Raw genomic sequence first — 18,859 nt, forward strand, 5'->3', positions numbered from 1 at the left:
CTTCTCAGCAGCCAAGCGTTTCACCCTGAGCGCAGCTCTCTCCTCGCCGTCTGGCCGGTCAGCAGGAGCTGCGCCTTCGCCTGCCTTTTCTCCGCCAGCTGCTACAAAGCGCTTCCCCTCTGGCCCGCTACAATGCCCCGGTTATGTCCCGCGTCTTTTCAGGAATTCAGCCCACCGGTGAACCCCATATCGGCAACTACTTCGGGGCCATGCGCAATTACGTCACGCTGGGCGAGCAGTACGGCAAGGACAGCATCTACTGCGTGGTGGACCTGCACGCACTGACCAATCCGGCGGCCTTTGACCCCAGGCTGCTGGCCAAGCGCACCTATGAAATGGCGCTGGCGAATTTCGCGGTGGGCCTGGACCCCAGCAAGGTGGTGTTCTTCGCCCAGTCGCACGTTCCTGAACACCAGGAACTGAGCTGGATCTTCACCAACCTGACCCCGGTGGGCGAACTGGAGCGCATGACCCAGTACAAGGACAAGGCGGGCCAGCTGGAAAGTATTCCCGCAGGGCTCCTGATGTACCCGGTGCTGATGGCCGCCGACATCCTGCTGTATAAGGCTGACACCGTGCCGGTGGGCGAGGACCAGACCCAGCACATCGAGCTGACCCGCGAGATTGCCCGGCGCTTCAACCACACCTTCGGCGAGACCTTCCCGGAGCCGAAAGCCGTGTACACCAAGGACGCCCTGCGGATTCCTGGCGTGGACGGCCAAGGCAAGATGAGCAAAAGCAAGGGCGAGAACAGCACCCTGGGCCTGCTGGAGGACTTGGGCAGTATCTGGCAGAAACTTCGGGCCGCACCGACCGATCCGGCACGTGTGCGCCGCACCGATCCGGGCAATCCCGACGTGTGCCTGATCTTCGATTACCACAAGCTGTTTTCCGATCTGCCGACCATTGAGATGGTGGACGTGGAATGCCGCCGGGCCGGAATCGGCTGCGTGGACTGCAAGAAGGCATTGATGGAAGGCGTGACCGCTGGCCTCTCCCCCATTCAGGAGCGTGCGTCGGAACTGGCCCGGAACCCGGACGACATCCGCGACGCGCTGGCACAGGGGGCGACGGAGGCCCGCGCCATCGCCGCGCCCATCATGGAGGAGGTCCGCGAGAAGGTGGGTTTCCTGAAGCTGTGAGGAGGCCGGGGGCTTGACCGTCGCCGTATCTGCGCCCTCCAGCGGCTTTCTGGTGGAGCTGCCCACCTTCAGCGGCACGCTGGCCGAACTCGCCTCCGCCCTACGGAGCGGGCGCGTCCTGCCCCAGGAGGTGGCCCTGCTGACGCTGACGCGCAGCGTGCTGGCCTGGGTCCAGCAGCTGACCGGGGGCAGTTTTGCCGAGGCGCACCCGGACCTGCTGCCCACCCTGGCCACCGTCATTGCCCTGAAGGCCCGGTTGTTGCTGCCTCAGCCAGAGCCGGAAGCGTGGCACGAGGACGCCCCCGACGAGTTGCTGGAGGAGCTGCTGGAAGGCGTGGAGGCACTGGCCGAATTGGACACGCTGGTGGGTTTTCTGATGGCCCGCCGCCGCGAACGCGAGGGCCTGATCCCGGCGCGGCCCGTGACGCTGGACCTGCCACGCCGCGAACGCCCGCGCAACCCGGCGGGCAGTCTGGCCAAACTGGTCCGCGCCGCGCAGAACGCTGTACGGCAGGTGGACACGCCGCTGCTGTCGCGCGACCGCCTGACCCTGGCCGACGCCCTGCACGCCCTGCGCGCTTTCGGAACCCGGCTGCGCCACTTTACTTTCCGAGGCCTGCCCGCGCAGGACTGGCCGGAGCAAACCACCTACTTCGCCGCCCTCCTCGAAGGCGTCAAGGAGGGCGAATTCAGCGTTCAGCAGGCCGAAACCTACGGAGACATCGCCGTGCAGTCACATCTGGCCGAAAGCTGAGAGGCGGGGCGGCCCCACTTCAGAGTTCGGTCGTTTCCCCCGGCTCCATGATCCGAACCTCCACACCCTGCGCCTCGCCGTCCCGCTTGAAAATCTGGGGATCGCCAGTCAGCGGCGGGAAGGTGGCGAAGTGCATGGGGATCGCGACTTTCGGGCGCAGCAATGCCAGCGTGCGGGCGGCCTCCTCCGGTCCCATGGTGTAGTGATCGCCCACTGGCAGGATCGCGGCGTCCAGACCCCGGTCCCCAATGAGGCGCATGTCGGAAAACAGGCAGGTGTCCCCGGCGAAGTAGACCCGCTTGCCGCCCAGTTCGATCACCAGTCCGGTGGGCATGCCGCCGTAGGTGCCGTCCGGGAAAGAACTGCTGTGCCACGCGGGGGTCAGGCTGACCTTGCCCCAGTCGGCGGCGTAACTGCCGCCGATGTTCAGGCCCACGGCATTGGCCGCGCCGTGCTTCTGGGCATAGCCCCCGATCTCGGCGGTGGCGATGATGGGCGTGCCCGCCTTGCCGAAGGCCAGCGCATCGCCCCAGTGGTCGCCGTGCGCGTGGCTGATCAGCACGGCGCTCAGCTGCCAGGTCAGGGCCTCTTCCAACGTGACCGGAGACTTTGGGTTGCCGGTGATGTACGGGTCGATCAGCAGGCGGTGCTCACCGCTGTGGAGCAAAAAGGTGCTGTGGCCGAGAAAACGGATGTGCATGAATGGTCCTCCTGAAGGGCGTTCGGAAGCGTGGCGGACGGACAGACCGTATAGTAAGCGCGCAACCCGCACGTTCGACCGTCTGCCTGCCCGCAATTTTTCTAAAGGAGTCTTCCGTTCCTCTGATGACCACCCCGTTCGGCCAGATTGGTGTACAGGACATCCTGGACATCGTCGTGGTCGCGTTCCTGATCTATCAGGCGTACCTGCTGGTGGCCGGAACGCGGGCGGTGAACGTGGTGCGCGGGATTCTGGTGTTCGCGGGCGTGTGGGTGGCGGCGCAACTGCTGGGGCTGACCACCCTGAGCTTTCTGCTGGGCCGGGCCGGGACGGTGGGCATCTTCGCGCTGCTGGTGCTGTTTCAGCCCGAATTGCGCGCTGCGCTGGAGCGGGTGGGCCGCCCGCGTGGACGCGACGCCAGTGCCAGCGGGGCCGCGCTGCAGGACCTGGCCCGCGCCATGGAACGCCTGGCCGAGCGCAAGACCGGCGCGCTGATCGCCATCGAGCGCCGCACCCCGCTGGGCGAGTACGCCGAGACCGGCGTGAACATCGATGCCCTGGTCAGTGTGCCGTTCCTGGAGGCGCTGTTCGCCCGCAACGCTCCGCTGCATGACGGCGGCATCATCTTGCAGGGGGCGCGGGTGGTGGCGGCAGGCTGCCTGTTTCCGCTGCAGCCCGCCGACGGCACCTACCGCCGTTACGGCACCCGCCACCGCGCGGCGATTGGCCTGTCGGAACTGACCGACGCCGTGGTGCTAGTGGTCAGCGAGGAACGCGGCAGCATGCGGATAGCCCTGGCCGGACGCCTCGGCCCGGACCTAAACGGTACCGAGTTGCGGGAGCAACTGCGGGAATTGGTCTACGACTATCCGGCGGGCCGCCCCAGTACACCAGTCAAGCCCGGCACAACAGCCAAGGCTGCGACAGCGGAGTCGGCAGACGGGCGGGACGCGGAAGAGGCGCGGGCTGAAGCTGGAGCAGAGGCCCGCCCTTCCCCTAACTCGCGGGCTGAAGTGCAGCCCGAAACACGTTCTGAGGCCCGCAAGGAGGGGACGTGAGCGGCGGCGATTCCGGCACACCCCCGCAGGAGGGGGCGGCATGGCGGCGCTGGCTGGAACCGCGCTACGCGTGGGAGCGCAGCATTCACAACCTCGGCCCGAAACTGCTGGCGGTGGCCGTGGCCCTGACGCTGTGGTTCGTGGCGACAGCGGACCGCCGGGCCAATGTGGAACAGGGCTACGATGTGCCCGTCACGGTGCGCGACACGACGGGCGGTCGCGGCGAGGGCACCCGCGCCACCAGTGACCTGAACCCGGCCACCGTCCGCGTGACCCTGTCCGGGCGCCCCGAACGGCTGCGCGAACTGCGCGCCGGAAACATCGAGGCCATCGTGGACGTGACCGGCGCACCGGAAGGCAGCTTCACCCGGCCCGTGACGGTGGCGGCGCCCAACGGCACCTCGGTCAGTCGCAAGTCGCCGGACACCGTGCAGGGGTTCGTGGACACCCAGCTCACCCGCACGCTGCCCATCGTCCTGAGCGTGGTCACGCCGCCGGAGGCCAGCCTGCCGCGTTACACCGTCACGCCCACAGAGGCCCGCGTGACCGGCCCCGGACGGGTCATCGTGAACGTGTCGAAACTGGTGACCAGCCCGGAGAGCCTGGGTGCCTCCTCCGAGCAGGAGGTGCCGCTGATCGCCTTGGACGAGGAAGGACAGCCCGTTGAAGGCGTGCAGACCAATCCGGCCACAGTCACGGTGCGTCGTCTGGACACTGGGCAGTTGCCGATCAAGACGCTGCCGGTGACCCTGAATGCTCCACCAGCCAACCTGAAGGTCACGGCCCGCAGCATCCAGCCCAGCGCCGTACGGGTGGTGGCGGCTCCCGATCTGCTTGCCCGCCTGCGCGAGATCAGCGGCACGGTGGTCTACCGCCCCGGCAGCTACAGCGCTCCGGTGCAGCTGGCCCTGCCTGCAGGTGCCCAGGCCCTGGAGAACGTGACCGTGAGCCTGAGCGTCGTGCCAGCCAACCCCCCTGTGACCCGCTAAAGGGGACAGGAGTGGGTGCCAGCCTTCCTTCCTAATCTCGAGGTGGTCACCGCCACCAAGTGATGCCAAAGAATTTGTGTGTTCTCAATGAGACTGGAACTGATTCCAACTGTTGTCCAGGTCAACTCAGTGTCAGACAGGCAGCGTATAGTGGCCCAATGATGTGGAGGATCGGCCACATGGCCCGGTGATCGCCTCGTGATTGCCCCCGTTCTAACGCTGCACGCCCACCCCACCGCCTGGACCGGCTGGGAGGAGCGGGTGCGCCTAATGGTTCGGCCCCGGCGTTTTGAGCATGTGGTGCGGGTGGCTGAACTGGCGGCCCAGATTGCGGCGGCCAATGGACTTGATGTGGCGCGTGCCTACGCCGCGGGGATTCTGCATGACGTCGCCCGCGATCTGCCAGACGCCGAACTGCTGCGCCTCGCGCCGCCAGAATGCGAAATTGACGGGCTGCACCCGCTGGCGTTGCATGGCCGCGCCGGACGCAGTCTCCTGGAACGCTGGGGCTACGCGGACCCAGTGGTGCTGGAGGCTGTCGAGGACCATACCACCGGTCCGCGTGGCGGGAACGGGGTGGCCCAGGCGGTGTACATCGCGGATGTCTCCGAACCCGGACGGGGCGTCAATGCCGATATTCGCGAGCTGGCTCTGCAGGACCTGACTGCGGCTTTGGAACGGGCCATCATCTCCAAGGTCAGTTACCTGCAGGGCAAGGGCATTACGGTGCATCCACGTACGTTGCGCTCCTACCACGCGCTGCCCTGCTGCGCCCATCTGGCCGCTTCCTGTCCTCCGGCCGAGCCCGTGACCTCCTCCGCTTTCCGGTGACGACCTCCCCCTCTACGGCCGCACCCCAGCCGAATCGTCCCCTGGCGCGTCTGCGCGCGCTGCAGACCTTTGGTCTGAGTCTGGCCGCGCTGACGTTGGGGGGGCTGGCCCTGCTACAGGGTGCGGGCGGCGCGTCCGGGCTGGCGCTGGGCGCCGGGACCGCGCCGCAATTCACTGTGCTGTTGGCTGGTCGCGACATCGTGTACTGCTACTACCACCAGCCCTGCAAGGATCAGGACAATCCCAAGGGGGCGCTGGAGCCGCCCAACACTGACACGCTGATGCTGGTCAAGGTAGACGGCTCGCGTGTGCGGGTGCTGAACATTCCACGCGACACCAATGTCGGTCCCTTCGATCCCGGTGAACGCCCCAGCGTCCAGAAGATCAACAGCCGCTACGGTTCCGGCGGCCCGGAAGCCCTGACCCGCGCGGTGGAAACGGTGGTGGGCGAGCGGGTAGATTCCTACGTCATCGTCCGCACCGATTACGCCGAGCGGGTGATCGACGCCCTGGGCGGTCTGGACGTGACCGTGCCAGAGGGCGGCATCGAGTGGGTGGACAATGCAGCTGGGGTCAATTTGAAGCTGGAGGCGGGGCCGCACCACCTGAACGGCAAGAAGGCAGTGCTGTACCTGCGTGTCCGCAAAGGCTTTGGGGACGATTACGGGCGCATCGATCACCAGAAGCAGGCGCTGGCGCAACTGGCGGCCAAACTGCGCAGTCCGCGTGGGCTGGCCGCGCTGCCCACCATCCTGGGCGGGATCGGCAACGGGGTGGAAACCAACGCCGATCCCGAACTGCTCACGGCGCTGCGCCCGTACCTGTCCAACCTCAAGCTCAGCTTTGCCACGCTGCCCACCGACACCATTCGCGGCAGCTTTAACCTCGCTGTCAACCGCGACCAGCTTGCCAAACTGTGGGGAGACCAGCCCGTGCCCAGTTCGCCCACGCCGAACGTGAAGGTCAGCGTGGTGGACGCCAGCGGCGCGGGACTGGGCGGGGCCGTTCAGCGCGCGCTGAACACCCTGGGGTATGGGCGGGTGGAGGTCCGCACGCTGCCCGAGAGCCGTGAGGCCAGTCAGGTCTTTACCGACCAGGACGTGGCCGACGCCAATGCGTTGGCCGAGCTGCTGGGCCTGCCGCGCCTGCAGGGTGAGCGTTTCCCGGTTGAGGCGGGCGAGGTTGGTATCCTGCTGGGCGTAGACGCCCGCGACCATCTCGCGGCCCTTTTTCCCTATGCCCAGTTGCAGGCACCGCCACCCGTCACGCCCAGTGCTTTACCGGCGCCCAGTGCCCCACCCCCCACGGAGACCCCATGACCCTGAATACCAAAGCCAACGCCCCCGCCAAATCTTCCAACCGCGACACCGACCAGCGCCAGTTGCGCGCCATTGTGGACGCCGCCCGTGAGCGCCGCGCCGAGGACGTGCGCGTGCTGGACCTCTCGGACGTAAGCAGCACCCTGGAATACTTCGTGATCTGCACGGCCACCGCCGGGTTACAGCTCAACGCCGTTCAAGAAAATATTCGCAATAAGGCGATGGAGTCAGGGTTGCCGCGTCCCAGCGTCGAGGGCCCCAGCGAGCGCTGGCTGCTGCTGTCCTTCGGCAGCATCGTGGTTCACATCATGACCAAGGAAGCCCGCGAGTATTACGACCTCGAAGGGTTGTGGAGCGATGCCCGCACCCTGGAATTTCCTGAAGACTGAGGGCGATTTCAGAGCACAAGGAGGGGCAGGCCACTTGGCCTGCCCCTCCTTTGCATGCTGAGGACAATCAGCCACCAGCCCCTTCCTGGGCGGTCTCAGCCTGCCTCCAGCGCCTCGCGCAAGCCTTCGGGGAGTTCCTGCGTGACCCGCTCCAGGGTGCGCCCGGCAGCGGCCCGGACCATCTTCTCAAAGGCCGCGCCGCCCCAGCCCTGAGCGTCGGGAGTGGCTAAGTAGGCACGGAACAGGAAATTGAAGGCCACCTCTACCGCCGTTTCGCCGTTGCCGGCAGCCTGCACGCCCTCCAGCACCTGGGCCTGCCCGGTGACCTCCACCCAGGCGCGTTCGCCCGCGATGGGCTGAGGCGTGAGCGTCGCGCCGTCGGGGGTCTGCGTCAGCACGCAGAGGAAGGGCAGATCAGCCTCGCCCAGCACCGGAAGCGGCACCAGCAGCTCGCCGCGCACCTGATCGCCATCAACTTGCAGACCGCGCAGAAAGTGCAGGCGGGACAGGGCGCGGGCCGGGTCACGCACGAAAGCCAGGGTGTCCGCCGACGAGCCGGGGGCCTGCAGGGTAAAGTGCCGCCCGGCCTCGATGATCACACCGCCACCGGGCGGGCGGACGCGCTCAGTCCACCCACTCGATCACCACGCGGCCCTCACTGACGGCCAGCAGCAGATCGGCGTCGTTGGCGCTACGCAATCTGGGCAGATGGGCGAAGCGCGGCGTGGCCGAGGCGTAGCCCAGACGCACGATCACGTCATCGCTGACCTCGTCCTTGCCGATGCGCCAGACCAGCTGACCGCCCAGGGCATCCAGTTCCTGCGGCAGAATGCCAGTGGGCAGGTCCTCCGGCCCGGCGCTGGAACCTGGTGGCGGCGAGTCGCTCATGAGACCATTGTACCCGCCGGGCCGGGCGGGGTAGAACGGGAGACGAGATGACTCCCCATGCCTCTGCCCCCACCCTGTCGTGGCGCGAACTGGAAACCCGCGTGGGTCTGGACGCCCTGCCCGCCTTTCACCGCCGCTTTCTGACGTGGCGCGGCGTGGAAAACGCCGAAGAGATGCCCCTGCGCCGCGTGTCCCAGCGGGTAGACGCCGAGCTGAACCGTCTGGTGCAAGCCGGACAGGCGCACAAGCACGAGGACGACTGGCAGCTGGAGCCGGGGGCGCTGGACGGCTTCGGGGCGTATGAAGCCCTGACACCATGAATCGCGCACCGGGGAGCCTGACGTGAGCCTGCGGATTCTGGGGGGCAGCGCGAAGGGACGCAGCCTGAAGGTCCCCGACAGTGCCCGGCCCAGCGGCGCGCGGGTTCGCAAGAGCCTGTTCGATCTGCTGGCGGCCCGGGCGCCGACGGGAACGTTCGTGGACCTGCACGGCGGCAGCGGGGCCATTGGTCTGGAGGCGGCCAGCCGGGGCTACGCAGTCACGCTGATCGAGCAGGACACCCGCGCGGTGGCGGCGTTGGAAGCCAATGCCCGCGCCCTGAACCTGCGCGTGCGGATCGTGCGCGGCGAGTCCCAGAAGCTGCTGGCCCGGCTGGGCCGCTTCGACATCGTGTTCAGCGATCCGCCGTACCAGGCCGATCTTCCCGCCCTGACCACCCAGCTGCTGGGCAGCGACGTGGTGGCGGCGGGCGGCCTGCTGATCTGCCAGCACCCGGACCGCCTGTCCCTGCCCGAGCACCCCGGCTACTCCCGCGAGGTCCGCGAGTACGGCAGCAACAGCCTGACCCTCTACCAGCGTGAGGCACAGGCGGATACAGTGGAGAACGCATGAAAGCCGTTTTCCCCGGATCGTTTGACCCCATCACCAGCGGCCACATGGATGTGCTGACCCGCGCCAGCCGCATCTTCGACTCGGTGACCGTGACCGTCATGCACAACGCCCGCAAGCAGGGGCGCCATCTGTTCACGCTGGACGAACGGCTCGATATCCTGCACAAAGCCACCGGGCATCTGGAAAACGTCGGCGTGGATTCCTTCGGCGGCCTGCTCGTCGACTACATGGCGCAGGAGCAGAAGGGGATCATCCTGCGCGGCCTGCGAGCGGTCAGCGACTACGAATATGAACTGCAGATCGCGCACCTGAATCGCCAGATCGGGGAGGTAGAAACGGTATTCATCATGGCTGCCACCCGCTGGAGCTTTGTGTCCAGCAGCATGGTGCGCGAGATCGCCAGCTACGGCGGCGACATCCGTGAGATGGTCCCGCGCGCCAGTGCCGACGCTTTAAGAGTGAAATACGCGGACGTGTACGACGAGCGGGAACGGACCAGTGCCATGACTGCGGCTCCCCGGGAATGAACAAGAGAATGCGCCAGCCCTGATCAAGGCTGGCGCATCGCCTTGACGTCCCGGCCTGATCAGACAGGGCCAGCCTGTTCGCTCCGCACCTCGCCGCGTTCGCGCATGACGGCGGCCAGCTTGGCAGGCTCCAGCAGGCTGGCGTCCGGCCCGAAGCGGACTTTCACGGCACGCTGCACGAACCAGATCGCCGCGAAGACGCCCACCAGGCTGATGATCAGCCCCGGCACACGCATCACGGCATTGACGGCAGCGATCTGGGCGTTGAAATCGTCGCTGCCGAATCTAGCGGTCACGCGGGCGTAATTGACGACGCTGTTGACCATACCGCCGATTAGATCCACCACCGCAAACACCACCGTGCCCAGCACCAGCCCCCGGTGGACGCCGGGATCACGCATGGCCTGCTGCGTGGCGGCGCGGTCCTCGGGCTTCTCACCGATACTGGCGGCGTCCAGAAAAACGCGGAACAGGGGCACGCTCGTCGCCGCGCTGATCAGGAACAGAATGCCGGTCAGGTAGGAACGCGCGCTGTCCTTGATGGCGTACCAGAAACCGTCCACGTACCAGAAGGCCAGCGCCCCGGAGAAGATCGCGCCGGCCCCACCGATCAGGGCCACTGGGCTGACGTTACGGTTGACACCCAGATCCCACAGCACGTACGCGACCGGAATCAGCGCGGCCAGCAGGTAGGCCCGCACATTGCCCGTCGTCCCACCCCCAAACACCTGATCGGCAATGCTGATGCCGCTGCCCAGCATGTTGGGACTGAGAATCAGAATGGGAATCAGCAACGTGAAGACCAGGTCCCACACGGTTTTGGGCACGCGGGCACGGGTTTTCTTGGGGGGCATGGCAGTGGAATTGGGTTCGGAGGCCGGGTCGCTCATACGGGCCGCATTGTCTCACCCTTGCGTGAGGGCAATGGCGCGGCCCGCACGAACCGTTCCCGGCCCGTCAGGTCGGCATGGAGCGCAGCGTCCCAGTCCTGAGCTTGCAATTCGGCGGTGAAGGCGGGGGCGTTGCGAGGATCCAGTTCCAGCCATAGCACCCCCGTCCGGGCCAGGGCAGCGTGGGCGGACGGCATCAGGCGGCGGGCCAGCGTCAGTCCGTCCGGGCCGGAATACAGCGCCAGCTCGGGATCGTGGCGCACTTCCGGCTGGGCGTGGGCGCGGTCCTCCTCGGGCAGATAGGGCAGATTGGCGAGGATCAGATCGAAGGGACCAGGCAGCGCAGCCAGCAGGTCGCTCTCGACGAACGTCACGTCCAGGGCATTGAGCGCCGCATTTTCCCCCGCCAGCGCCAGAGCGTCACCACTGAGGTCACCGGCTACCACCGTCGCCTCTGGCCGCGCCCGTTTGATCCCCAGTGCCAGCGCCCCGCTGCCCGTCCCGACATCCACCACACGGGGCGCACTGACAGCTTTCAGCTCAGCGAGCGCCAGAGAAAGAAGCCACTCGGTTTCTGGCCTGGGAATCAGCGCCCGCCCGTCTACCCGGAGCTGCACGCCACCCCACTCCACCGTGCCCAGCAGGTGTTGCAGCGGCACCCGGTCCGCCCGTTGAGCGGTCAGGGCGGCAAGGCGCGCAGCGTCAACCTCACCCACCTCTTCCAGGCCCCGCAGCAAAAACGCCGTGGGCGGGAGGCCCAGCCCGTGCAGGATCAGCGCCCGCGCGTCGTGTTCCGGCGAGGGCACGCCCGCGGCCCGCAGGGTCCGAACGGCAGCGGTAAGGTGGTCGCGCAGCTTCAAATCGTCCGCACCCTCATTCCGCACCCAGGCGCTCGACCCGCGTGCCCAACCCGGTAAGCACCTCGTACTCGTTGGTGCCGCCCCACCCGGCCACGTCACCTACAGTGATGCTGTCCGGACCCCAGAAGCGCACCGATTCGCCCACAGCCACCGCCAGTCCGGTCACGTCCACCATGCACTGGTCCATGCAGATGCGGCCCACCACCGGGCGGCGCTCGCCCGCCACGATCACCTGGGCCTGCCCGGTGGCGTTGCGCGGGTAGCCGTCGGCGTAGCCCAGGCTCACGGTGGCCAGCAGCGTGTCGCGCGTGGCCTGCCACAACCCGCCGTAGCTGACGGTCTCGCCCGCGCGGGCCATATGCAGGTGCGTGATCTCGGCCTCCAGGGTCATGATCGGGGTCAGGGGCAGCACGTCTTTCAGGTGCGCGGGCGCGAAGCCATACGACGCCAGACCGGGCCGCGCCAGTCCCATGCCCGGCAGCGCCCCCAGACTCAGGATGCCGCCGCCGTTGGAGGCGTGCGCCAGCAGGGGCGGCAGCTGGGCCAGCACCTGCTGAAAGCGCCGGAACTGCTCCCAGGCGAACGCCAGATCCGGCTCGTCGGCGGTGGCGAAATGGGTGTAGGCCCCTTCCAGCACGCCGCGCTCGGCCAGCCGCAGCCCGATTCGCACAGCGTCCTCAGGACGTGCGCCCAGACGGTTCATGCCAGTGTCCACCTTCAGGTGTGCGCGGGCGTGGGGCGGCAGGTTCTCGGCCTCCTCCAGCGAGGCGACCGGCAGGCGCACGCCCAGATCGGCCAGCACCGGAACCTCGGCGGGGCGCGGCGGCGTGAGCAGCACGACGGGCTTGCCGGGATTCAGACCCGCCAGCGTCCCGGCCTCCTGCGGCGTCGCCACCGCCAGCCCCCACACGTCGGGATGCCCGGCGGCGATGCGCGCCACAACGTCCAGACCGTGACCGTAGGCCCCGGCCTTGACCGGCAGCAGCAGCGGCACCCCGGCGCGGCGGGACAGGGCACGGAGGTTGCCCTCCAGGGCGGCGGCCGACGTGCGGGCATGGGCGCGGGCACTGAGCTTGTTCTGGGGCATCTCAGCGCCGATGCTAGCGCGGGGTGGGCGGCGGCAGGAGGGGGGCGTGTATCATTTTCGCAGTCATGCCCAACGTCTTCTCCCGCCGGTCCGCCTGTCGCCTGCCCGTCCACCTGAGCCTCCTGACCGCCCTGCTGCTCTCACCCGTGGCCCTGGCCCAGACGGTGGCGGCACCGGCAGAGGGCACCCCGGTGGGGGGGCTGCTTCCCCTGGTCTCGGTGGGCGAGAAGTGGATTCAGGACGTGGAGAGCTACACCATTCAGGTCTCCCCGCAGGACGCCGGGAAACCGCTGGGCCTGGAACTGTACTCGCCGACCTTCAATCTGGCCGATTACGTCGACGGGCGGCGCGCGGCGGGCTACTTCGGCGACGAGCTGTACAAGAAGAACGAACCCTTCGACACCACCTTCACGCTGGTGGGTCCCGGCGGCACGGTGGCCGAGCGCCGCTACGGCCAGAACCGTGAGCACACCTGGGACAGCCTGTTCGCGGGCGGCCTGGGGGCCGGAACATACACCCTGCGGGTCAACAGCCGGGGCGACGGCAAGAACTCGTATGCGCTGCGGGTGGCCTCGCCGTTCGCGCTGGAAACCAGCGACTTTAGCGTGAACGCCCGCAGCAACACGCCCGAGCCGCTGCTGGCTGCCCGGTTGAATGTAACGCCCGACTGGGTGGGCAAGACCGTCAGCATCCTGAACTACGACATCGACGGTCCCAAAGAGGCCGAGACCTTCGTGATCCAGCCGGGGAACAAACGCGCGGACCTGACACCCAGTGACAACGGCAAGACCAGCACGGACCGCTTCACCATCACGCCGGAAATGGTGGGCGAGTGGCAGATCTTTATCCGGGTGCTGCCCACCACCAAGCAGTACAGCAACTCGGTGCGCTACTCGTTCCGCCTGGGCGATCAGCCGGTCACGGCGCGGGTGGGCGGCTTCAATCCACCTGCCGGGGCGAAGGTCGACAACCAACTCCTGGTGGACGTGGTCGATCCGCAGGGCCTTCCCATTCCGGGGGCGTCGTATACCCTCGTCGGTACCAGCGGCGTGCGTCCGCAACTGCCACCCGGCTACGTGCCGATCAGCTCCAGCATCGTGCAGGGCACCGGCAACATCGTGTCGCCCACCGAGGTGCGCTACCAGCCGGGCTACACCAAGATCCGCTTCGTGGCCCGGCCCCCGGAAGGGCAACTGGCAGTGGACGCCGTGGCGATCTACGGCGATCAGCGCATTCCCCTGACCGGCGTGCCCTTCGAGGTGGCCGGACGCACCCTGAACACCCCCGCCACGGTGCCGCTCTCGCCCGGCGATTACCCGGTCAAGCCTACCCCGATTCCCGGCAGCACTTTCACGGCGCCGCTGCCGGGCCGCGTCGCGGACGGCACGGCGGGCAAGGTGACCATCGAGTACCGGGTGCTGACCGACGTGACCCTGATCACGGCCCCGGACATCCTGAACGCCTGCGACGTGACCCAGCTGACCGCCAGTGCCCGCACCGACTTTCCGTACCGTCTGCCGGGACGCCTGGCGCTGAACCTGCCCACCGGCTGGACCAGCGATTACCCGCTGGAACTGTCCGGGGAATTCAGCGGGGGCCAGCCGCTGAAGTTGAAGGTGCCCGTGCGCGTGTGCCGCAGCGATACGGCTGAGGCGGTGCTGAACCCGATTGGCCTGCGGATCACCGGGGCGGCGCGGGTTCGTAATCCCGGTGGCGCGAACGTGACCCGCACGGTGCAAAGCGGAGCGCGGGCCAGCCTGAACAAGAGCGTGGAGGCCGGGGCACAGAACTACCAGGTCACCCTAGTCTTCACCGTGGACAGCACCCTGGAAAATGTCCGCCTGATCGATCCGCTGCCCACCGGCGGCGGCCAGCCCAGTGTGCGCGGCCCGCTGCAACTGCAGGGCCCCAGCCTGGCCAACGTCCAGCCGCGCGTGGACGGCGACGCCATTCTGCTGAGCCGCGTGATTCCCGGCACCTACACCCTGACCTATACGCTGTTCAGCGATCTGCCCGCTGACCGCGTGGTCACCGCACCGGACCTGGGCTGGTAGGAGGCGAGGCAGGTGAAAGCGCACGGGCACGACTGAAAATGAGGCGTTTGCCCCAGCCACAGCGGGTGATTCCGGTTAACATGGGGGCATGAAACTCAACCGGGGCCTGTGGTGCGGTCTGATGCTGGGCAGCCTCGGCCTGATGGGCTGCGGTTCGCTGGGGAGTGCCCCCACGCCGGCGGCCGGGGACCTGCTGGGGGCACCGGCCACCCTGAATCTGGGCGGACAGGTGCTGCGACTCACCGCAAACCCGCAACTGTCGCAGGAGATGAACCGTTTCCGCGTGCGGGTCGCCGTGAAGGCCAGTGGCCCGGCCACCCGCGCCGCCGCGCCCGCCACCTTGAAAGTCACGGGCTTATACGTGGTCACGCCTTCGGGCCTGTGGCAGTCGCCTCAGCTAAACGACGTCTCTCAGGCGCGCAACTGCCTCGCCAGCATCTGCGCCCAGGGTAGCGGGGGGGCGAGCGGCTTTGCGGCGGGCGACGACGTGCGGGTGATTGCCCAGTTGAAGGACGCCAGCGGTCGGACCTACTGGCTGCGCGATGCCCAGAGCCGCAACGTCGTGGCCCAGCCGCTGGTCCGCTGACCAGTCTGCAGCCCTACTCCTGATCGTCGTAATGGTGGAGCAGTTCAGCGTCCGGATCCCCGGCGGGGCGGTGGTGACGGGCCACCAGATCGGCCACTCTCGGTCTGGCCCCGGCGCGGGTCAGCAGAGCGGCGCCCAGTTCCGGGTGCTGCGCACGGATGCCCAGCGCCCCCAGCGGCGGCAGCAGCCGGGCCAGTCGGGTGGGCACCAGCCCCACCAGCACACGCTCAGCCACGTGATAGGGGCGCACGCTCTTGCCGCAGTCGTGCAGCAGAGCAGCGGCCACCAGTTCCGGATCAGCCGCCGGATGTTCGCGCAACAGGTGCAGGGTCACGCGGCAGGCGTGTTCGCGGTCACGGGGGTCCATCCCCTGGTACACCCGCCCCTCGCCTGGGGTGAGCAAGGACACGGCCCAGGCGTCGTCGGGGTGGGCGTCCCCGGCGCGCACACTACGCGCCAGCCGCCGTGCCTTGGCTGCATAGCCCAGCGCCCGGCGTCCCACACGGTCAGACAGGCGTCGGGAAGTCATGAGCGGCAGGATAGAGGAAGGCGGCCTGCCAGAGAAAGCATCAAAAGAATGGGAGGCCAGCCCGGTCAGCCGCCTCCCACCCCTTCAAGCCACGACGTTCAGTCCGCTGCCGTCTCTTCTCCGGCCACTTCCAGGGCGGCCAGGGCACGTTCGGCGCTCATGGCCGCGCGGGTGCCGGCGCCGACGCTGGTGCCCAGCTGACGGTAGATGTAGTCGCTGACGTCCCCGGCAGCAAAGAGCAGCGGCACACTGGTGTAGATCTCGTCGGTCACGTCCACATAGCCGTCCTCACGCAGCTTGAGGGTGTCCTTGAGGAAGTCGGTGTTGGGCACGTGGCCGATAAAGACGAACACGCCGTCAACCGCCATGTCCTGCGTCTCGCCGGTTTTGAGGTTCTTGAGGCGCACGCCGCTGACCGCCCCGTCGCCCTGGATCTCCTCGACGGCGGTGTCCCAGATGAACTTCATCTTAGGATTGGCAAACGCCCGGGCCTGCGCCACCTTGTTGGCCCGCAGGGTGTCTCTGCGGTGGATCAGCGTGACCTCATCGGCGAATTTGGTCAGGAACAGCCCCTCCTCCACCGCAGCGTCCCCGCCGCCGATCACCACCACTTTCTTGCCCCGGTAGAAGAAGCCGTCACAGGTGGCGCAGGTGCTGACACCCCGGCCCCAGAATTCTTCTTCGCCGGGGACATTCAGGCGTTTAGGGTTCGCGCCAGTCGCCAGAATCACGCTCTTGGCGCGGTAGTTACCGCCGTAGCCCTTGACCACGAAGGGATAGTGATGATCGCCGGTCTGCTCGATGGCCTCGACCTCGTCCATCTCAATCTTGCCGCCGAACTTCTCGGCCTGCTGCTGCATTCTGGACGCGAGTTCCATGCCGCTGATCGGTTCGGGGAAGCCGGGGTAGTTCTCGACTTCCTCGGTCTGGGCGATCTGGCCGCCGGGCAGCCCCTTTTCCAGAATCAGGGTGCTGAGGCTGGCGCGGCCCGTATAAATGGCCGCTGTCAGCCCAGCGGGACCACCGCCGACGATGACGACATCATAGTCCTGGGTTTGCGGAAGGGTACTGGTCATATGAGAAGCGTACCACCGCCCACTCGCGGCGTTGGTTAAGCACGCACAGTTTACTTTTTAAAGCATCAAGCCCTGCCTTTAGCGGGCCGTCACAGGCACGTTCAGCGTCACCCGCTTGCCATCCGGCAGGGAGACGTCCGCGCTGCGGTACAGCACCTTGCCAGTCCTGTCCGCGATCATGGCGCGAACGGCGTACTTGTGCGCGGCGTTCAGGCGAACCGGGTTGTAGACCATCTGGTACGGAGTGGAGAGGCGGGTGGTGCCGAATTCAATGTCCACCAGCGCTTTGGCGGCGGTCAGGTCGACCAGACTCACCATGATCCGGCCACCCGCAGGCAGGCGCAGGCCCTCGCTGGGGCCGGTCACGCGACCCCTGACCTCGCGGTAGCCGCTGGGGATAGACTCGGCATCGTAATCGTTCCCGGAGGTGCTGACAGGGGCTGCCGGAGAGGTGGCTGCCGGCTTGATCGGCGTTAGGGTCACGCCGCCGATCGTGGTCTGAGCCAGGGCCGGGGACACGAGCAACAGGCCAGAAACGGCGACATAGAGGGAACGGGAAATAGAACGGTTCATGCCTTTATGGTGGGGGATGAGGCTGATCTCTTCGTGACCGGAGGTTCATTCAATCCTGAGCGGTCGCGGCGAATGCCTCAAAAAATACGCTTGAATACTCGCATGCCCATCTCTTCCCCGCTTCTTGACCACGGCGACGCGACCGCGCATCTGAGCCGTGATCCCACCATGCGTGAGCTGATCCTCCGAAACGGGGAGTTGCCTCTGCTGACCCCTACGCCTGATCCCTTCGGCACGCTGATCCGCAACGTGAACGGCCAGCAACTCAGCGTGAAGGCCGCCGCCAGCATCCACGCCCGCTTGCTGGAACGACTGGGCACCCTGAACGCCGCGACGCTGTTGCGGACGCCCGGCGACGAGTTGCGTGCGGCGGGTCTATCGTGGGCCAAGGTGCGAACCGTGAGGGCCATCGCCGAGGCGGAGAGGACGGGCGCGGTGGACTTCGCCCACATCGCCACGCTGCCCGACGAGGACGTGATCGCCGCCCTGGTTCCCCTGCCCGGCATCGGGCGCTGGACCGCCGAGATGTTCCTGATGTTCGCCCTGGCCCGTTCCGACGTATTCAGCATGGGCGATCTGGCGCTGCGCCAGGGGCTGACGCGGCTATACCCGGGGGTGCCAGCCGACGAGGTGCTGGCCCTGTGGACGCCGTACCGCACGCTGGCCGCCCGCTATCTGTGGGCCGACAACCACCGGGTCAGGGTGGGCGGCGGGCCGATGGGCTAAGGAGACCGTGGATCAGCCCTGCGAACCTTCCCGCTCCTGCCACTGGGCGTAGGTCATCCGCGCGATCTCGAAGCCGTCACGCGTGCGGGTGTAGTCGCCCCGGCCCCCCATACGCCCGATCAGGTCCAGCGTCGCCGTGTCGATGTAATGCCGCTCTTCGTCCAGCACGGCGTCGGCACGCAGGCTCAGGCCGATGACCTCTCCAAGGATGATGCGGGTCTTCCCGATTTGCAGGGTCTGCACCTCCACACATTCCAGCGTGGCGGGGCTGGCCCGCACGCGGGGTACGGCGATCCGGACGCCCGGTTCCAGTTCGATCCCCAGCTGGGTCACCTCGGCCACGCCGTGGGGGAAGTCGGTGGCCGTGTCACTCATGACCTGTGCCAGCGCCGCGCTGACCAGATTGACGCTGAACTCGCCGCCCGGCACGATGTTCAGCGCCGTGTCCTTGGGCGTGCCGTCGGCGCGGTCACCGGGCGCGAAGGTCACGATGGGCGGATCGGAGCCCATCAGGCCGAAGAAGCTGTAGGGGGCCAGATTCGGCACGTCACCCTCGCCCAGGGTGCAGACCCAGGCAATTGGACGCGGGACGACGGTCGCGGTCAGCAGCTTGTAGCGGGCCGTGTTGGGCAGTTCGGTCAGATCGAAGTGTCTGAAGGCTGTGGAGGTGAACTCGGGGGACGGGGCCATGCCACAGCGTAGCGGGCGCTAGCATGTGGACCCATGAGCGCCGACCCCACCCCCTCCTACCGCGACGCCTACGCGAGGCTGTCGCGCATCGCCGCAGAGCTGGAAACGGGCGAGGCTGATCTGGACCGCGTTCTGCCCCTGCTGGAGGAGGCCCGCGAGGCCTACGCGCAGTGCCGGGAACGCATTGAGGCCGTGCGGGCGGTGCTGGCCGGTGACTGGGCGGACGGCGCGGAGGATGAGGAAGACGAGGCCTAGGCACGGCAAGCCTTTCCTCGCGCACTTTTCCCCGCGTGCGACGCG

23 protein-coding genes and 1 pseudogene are annotated in these 18,859 nt (G+C 67.5%); 14 read left to right on the forward strand and 10 right to left on the reverse strand.

Annotated elements, in window-relative coordinates:
* Positions 1-143: 143 nt before the first annotated feature.
* Complete coding sequence (gene trpS, locus HNQ08_RS20710; protein ID WP_184136405.1) at positions 144-1,142, forward strand: tryptophan--tRNA ligase; 999 nt, start codon at positions 144-146, stop codon at positions 1,140-1,142.
* Positions 1,143-1,155: 13 nt separating this feature from the next.
* On the forward strand, positions 1,156-1,896 hold the full coding sequence (locus tag HNQ08_RS20715) for a segregation and condensation protein A (RefSeq protein WP_229790213.1): 741 nt from the start codon (positions 1,156-1,158) through the stop codon (positions 1,894-1,896).
* A 19-nt stretch (positions 1,897-1,915) separates the two neighbouring features.
* Here HNQ08_RS20715 and HNQ08_RS20720 read toward each other — a convergent pair whose 3' ends face one another.
* The gene (locus HNQ08_RS20720) at positions 1,916-2,596 is read right to left on the reverse strand and encodes a metal-dependent hydrolase (RefSeq protein ID WP_184136407.1); all 681 of its coding nucleotides are present in this window, start codon (positions 2,594-2,596) and stop codon (positions 1,916-1,918) included.
* A gap of 125 nt (positions 2,597-2,721) precedes the next feature.
* On the opposite strand from HNQ08_RS20720, the pseudogene cdaA reads away from it, so the two are divergent.
* The 5 genes and pseudogenes from cdaA to rsfS all read left to right on the forward strand — a co-directional run.
* Positions 2,722-3,466, forward strand: a pseudogene (gene cdaA, locus HNQ08_RS20725) (diadenylate cyclase CdaA); the annotation flags it as partial.
* Between the two features lie 184 nt (positions 3,467-3,650).
* Positions 3,651-4,643 (forward strand): CdaR family protein, encoded by a 993-nt coding sequence (locus HNQ08_RS20730; RefSeq protein WP_184136409.1) that lies wholly within the window; start codon positions 3,651-3,653, stop codon positions 4,641-4,643.
* 270 nt (positions 4,644-4,913) lie between these two features.
* Positions 4,914-5,474, forward strand: a complete 561-nt coding sequence (gene yqeK / locus HNQ08_RS20735) for a bis(5'-nucleosyl)-tetraphosphatase (symmetrical) YqeK (RefSeq protein ID WP_184136497.1) — start codon at positions 4,914-4,916, stop codon at positions 5,472-5,474.
* Positions 5,471-6,793 carry an LCP family protein gene (locus tag HNQ08_RS20740; protein WP_184136411.1) on the forward strand — a complete coding sequence of 441 codons (1,323 nt, stop codon included), beginning with the start codon at positions 5,471-5,473 and terminating at the stop codon, positions 6,791-6,793. Before yqeK ends, HNQ08_RS20740 begins: the two co-directional genes overlap by 4 nt.
* Positions 6,790-7,182, forward strand: coding sequence for a ribosome silencing factor (rsfS, locus tag HNQ08_RS20745; protein ID WP_229790211.1), 393 nt, complete (start codon positions 6,790-6,792; stop codon positions 7,180-7,182). The genes HNQ08_RS20740 and rsfS overlap by 4 nt, the downstream gene beginning before the upstream one ends.
* Positions 7,183-7,277: 95 nt before the next feature.
* Here the strand turns inward: rsfS and HNQ08_RS20750 are convergent, their stop codons facing one another.
* Both HNQ08_RS20750 and HNQ08_RS20755 read right to left on the reverse strand, forming a co-directional pair.
* The gene (locus HNQ08_RS20750) at positions 7,278-7,781 is read right to left on the reverse strand and encodes a DUF3809 domain-containing protein (protein ID WP_184136413.1); all 504 of its coding nucleotides are present in this window, start codon (positions 7,779-7,781) and stop codon (positions 7,278-7,280) included.
* 25 nt (positions 7,782-7,806) lie between these two features.
* Positions 7,807-8,070, reverse strand: a complete 264-nt coding sequence (locus HNQ08_RS20755) for a DUF3248 domain-containing protein (protein WP_184136415.1) — start codon at positions 8,068-8,070, stop codon at positions 7,807-7,809.
* Positions 8,071-8,117: 47 nt separating this feature from the next.
* Between HNQ08_RS20755 and HNQ08_RS20760 the strand changes: the two genes are divergently transcribed.
* Genes HNQ08_RS20760 through coaD form a run of 3 tightly spaced genes read left to right on the forward strand, consistent with a single transcriptional unit; the run spans position 8,118 to position 9,488 of the window.
* The gene (locus HNQ08_RS20760) at positions 8,118-8,390 is read left to right on the forward strand and encodes a hypothetical protein (RefSeq protein ID WP_184136417.1); all 273 of its coding nucleotides are present in this window, start codon (positions 8,118-8,120) and stop codon (positions 8,388-8,390) included.
* 22 nt (positions 8,391-8,412) lie between these two features.
* A complete protein-coding gene (locus HNQ08_RS20765; protein WP_184136419.1) occupies positions 8,413-8,961 on the forward strand; it encodes an RsmD family RNA methyltransferase in 549 nt (182 codons plus the stop codon).
* Positions 8,958-9,488, forward strand: a complete 531-nt coding sequence (gene coaD / locus HNQ08_RS20770) for a pantetheine-phosphate adenylyltransferase (protein WP_184136421.1) — start codon at positions 8,958-8,960, stop codon at positions 9,486-9,488. The genes HNQ08_RS20765 and coaD overlap by 4 nt, the downstream gene beginning before the upstream one ends.
* Before the next feature lie 59 nt (positions 9,489-9,547).
* On the opposite strand, the gene HNQ08_RS20775 is transcribed toward coaD, so the two are convergent.
* The 3 genes from HNQ08_RS20775 to alr are packed head-to-tail and all read right to left on the reverse strand — an operon-like array spanning position 9,548 to position 12,325.
* On the reverse strand, positions 9,548-10,378 hold the full coding sequence (locus tag HNQ08_RS20775; protein WP_184136423.1) for a VC0807 family protein: 831 nt from the start codon (positions 10,376-10,378) through the stop codon (positions 9,548-9,550).
* Positions 10,375-11,238: a peptide chain release factor N(5)-glutamine methyltransferase gene (gene prmC / locus HNQ08_RS20780; protein ID WP_184136425.1), complete on the reverse strand. Its 864-nt coding sequence runs from the start codon at positions 11,236-11,238 to the stop codon at positions 10,375-10,377. The genes HNQ08_RS20775 and prmC overlap by 4 nt, the downstream gene beginning before the upstream one ends.
* 13 nt (positions 11,239-11,251) lie before the next feature.
* Complete coding sequence (gene alr, locus HNQ08_RS20785) at positions 11,252-12,325, reverse strand: alanine racemase (protein ID WP_184136427.1); 1,074 nt, start codon at positions 12,323-12,325, stop codon at positions 11,252-11,254.
* 65 nt (positions 12,326-12,390) lie between these two features.
* Between alr and HNQ08_RS20790 the strand changes: the two genes are divergently transcribed.
* A complete protein-coding gene (locus HNQ08_RS20790; RefSeq protein ID WP_184136429.1) occupies positions 12,391-14,379 on the forward strand; it encodes a hypothetical protein in 1,989 nt (662 codons plus the stop codon).
* Positions 14,380-14,467: 88 nt separating this feature from the next.
* Positions 14,468-14,965, forward strand: coding sequence for a hypothetical protein (locus tag HNQ08_RS20795; RefSeq protein ID WP_184136431.1), 498 nt, complete (start codon positions 14,468-14,470; stop codon positions 14,963-14,965).
* A 13-nt stretch (positions 14,966-14,978) separates the two neighbouring features.
* Here HNQ08_RS20795 and HNQ08_RS20800 read toward each other — a convergent pair whose 3' ends face one another.
* The 3 genes from HNQ08_RS20800 to HNQ08_RS20810 all read right to left on the reverse strand — a co-directional run bounded on the left by HNQ08_RS20800 (position 14,979) and on the right by HNQ08_RS20810 (position 17,143).
* Entirely contained in the window at positions 14,979-15,494 is a 516-nt protein-coding gene (locus tag HNQ08_RS20800) for an HD domain-containing protein (RefSeq protein WP_184136433.1), read from the reverse strand.
* 98 nt (positions 15,495-15,592) lie between these two features.
* The gene (gene trxB, locus HNQ08_RS20805; RefSeq protein WP_184136435.1) at positions 15,593-16,570 is read right to left on the reverse strand and encodes a thioredoxin-disulfide reductase; all 978 of its coding nucleotides are present in this window, start codon (positions 16,568-16,570) and stop codon (positions 15,593-15,595) included.
* 78 nt (positions 16,571-16,648) lie between these two features.
* Positions 16,649-17,143, reverse strand: coding sequence for a YbaY family lipoprotein (locus HNQ08_RS20810; protein WP_184136437.1), 495 nt, complete (start codon positions 17,141-17,143; stop codon positions 16,649-16,651).
* Between the two features lie 102 nt (positions 17,144-17,245).
* On the opposite strand from HNQ08_RS20810, the gene HNQ08_RS20815 reads away from it, so the two are divergent.
* Positions 17,246-17,869 (forward strand): DNA-3-methyladenine glycosylase family protein, encoded by a 624-nt coding sequence (locus tag HNQ08_RS20815; protein ID WP_184136439.1) that lies wholly within the window; start codon positions 17,246-17,248, stop codon positions 17,867-17,869.
* Between the two features lie 12 nt (positions 17,870-17,881).
* Here the strand turns inward: HNQ08_RS20815 and HNQ08_RS20820 are convergent, their stop codons facing one another.
* On the reverse strand, positions 17,882-18,559 hold the full coding sequence (locus tag HNQ08_RS20820) for a flavin reductase family protein (RefSeq protein ID WP_184136441.1): 678 nt from the start codon (positions 18,557-18,559) through the stop codon (positions 17,882-17,884).
* A 33-nt stretch (positions 18,560-18,592) separates the two neighbouring features.
* Here HNQ08_RS20820 and xseB point away from each other — a divergent pair, with 33 nt between their 5' ends.
* Positions 18,593-18,814 (forward strand): exodeoxyribonuclease VII small subunit, encoded by a 222-nt coding sequence (gene xseB / locus HNQ08_RS20825; RefSeq protein WP_184136443.1) that lies wholly within the window; start codon positions 18,593-18,595, stop codon positions 18,812-18,814.
* Positions 18,815-18,859 lie beyond the last annotated feature (45 nt).

It is taken from the genome of Deinococcus humi (assembly GCF_014201875.1).
GTDB classification, from domain to species: domain Bacteria; phylum Deinococcota; class Deinococci; order Deinococcales; family Deinococcaceae; genus Deinococcus; species Deinococcus humi.

What these genes read in the sequence shown, in the direction of transcription:
- trpS (WP_184136405.1), top strand. Translation starts at nt 144, where the DNA reads ATGTCCCGCGTCTTTTCAGGAATTCAGCCCACCGGTGAACCCCATATC.
- HNQ08_RS20720 (WP_184136407.1), bottom strand. Translation starts at nt 2,596, where the DNA reads ATGCACATCCGTTTTCTCGGCCACAGCACCTTTTTGCTCCACAGCGGT.
- yqeK (WP_184136497.1), top strand. Translation starts at nt 4,914, where the DNA reads ATGGTTCGGCCCCGGCGTTTTGAGCATGTGGTGCGGGTGGCTGAACTG.
- rsfS (WP_229790211.1), top strand. Translation starts at nt 6,790, where the DNA reads ATGACCCTGAATACCAAAGCCAACGCCCCCGCCAAATCTTCCAACCGC.
- HNQ08_RS20755 (WP_184136415.1), bottom strand. Translation starts at nt 8,070, where the DNA reads ATGAGCGACTCGCCGCCACCAGGTTCCAGCGCCGGGCCGGAGGACCTG.
- HNQ08_RS20760 (WP_184136417.1), top strand. Translation starts at nt 8,118, where the DNA reads ATGACTCCCCATGCCTCTGCCCCCACCCTGTCGTGGCGCGAACTGGAA.
- coaD (WP_184136421.1), top strand. Translation starts at nt 8,958, where the DNA reads ATGAAAGCCGTTTTCCCCGGATCGTTTGACCCCATCACCAGCGGCCAC.
- HNQ08_RS20775 (WP_184136423.1), bottom strand. Translation starts at nt 10,378, where the DNA reads ATGAGCGACCCGGCCTCCGAACCCAATTCCACTGCCATGCCCCCCAAG.
- alr (WP_184136427.1), bottom strand. Translation starts at nt 12,325, where the DNA reads ATGCCCCAGAACAAGCTCAGTGCCCGCGCCCATGCCCGCACGTCGGCC.
- HNQ08_RS20790 (WP_184136429.1), top strand. Translation starts at nt 12,391, where the DNA reads ATGCCCAACGTCTTCTCCCGCCGGTCCGCCTGTCGCCTGCCCGTCCAC.
- HNQ08_RS20795 (WP_184136431.1), top strand. Translation starts at nt 14,468, where the DNA reads ATGAAACTCAACCGGGGCCTGTGGTGCGGTCTGATGCTGGGCAGCCTC.
- HNQ08_RS20800 (WP_184136433.1), bottom strand. Translation starts at nt 15,494, where the DNA reads ATGACTTCCCGACGCCTGTCTGACCGTGTGGGACGCCGGGCGCTGGGC.
- trxB (WP_184136435.1), bottom strand. Translation starts at nt 16,570, where the DNA reads ATGACCAGTACCCTTCCGCAAACCCAGGACTATGATGTCGTCATCGTC.
- HNQ08_RS20810 (WP_184136437.1), bottom strand. Translation starts at nt 17,143, where the DNA reads ATGAACCGTTCTATTTCCCGTTCCCTCTATGTCGCCGTTTCTGGCCTG.
- HNQ08_RS20815 (WP_184136439.1), top strand. Translation starts at nt 17,246, where the DNA reads ATGCCCATCTCTTCCCCGCTTCTTGACCACGGCGACGCGACCGCGCAT.
- HNQ08_RS20820 (WP_184136441.1), bottom strand. Translation starts at nt 18,559, where the DNA reads ATGGCCCCGTCCCCCGAGTTCACCTCCACAGCCTTCAGACACTTCGAT.
- xseB (WP_184136443.1), top strand. Translation starts at nt 18,593, where the DNA reads ATGAGCGCCGACCCCACCCCCTCCTACCGCGACGCCTACGCGAGGCTG.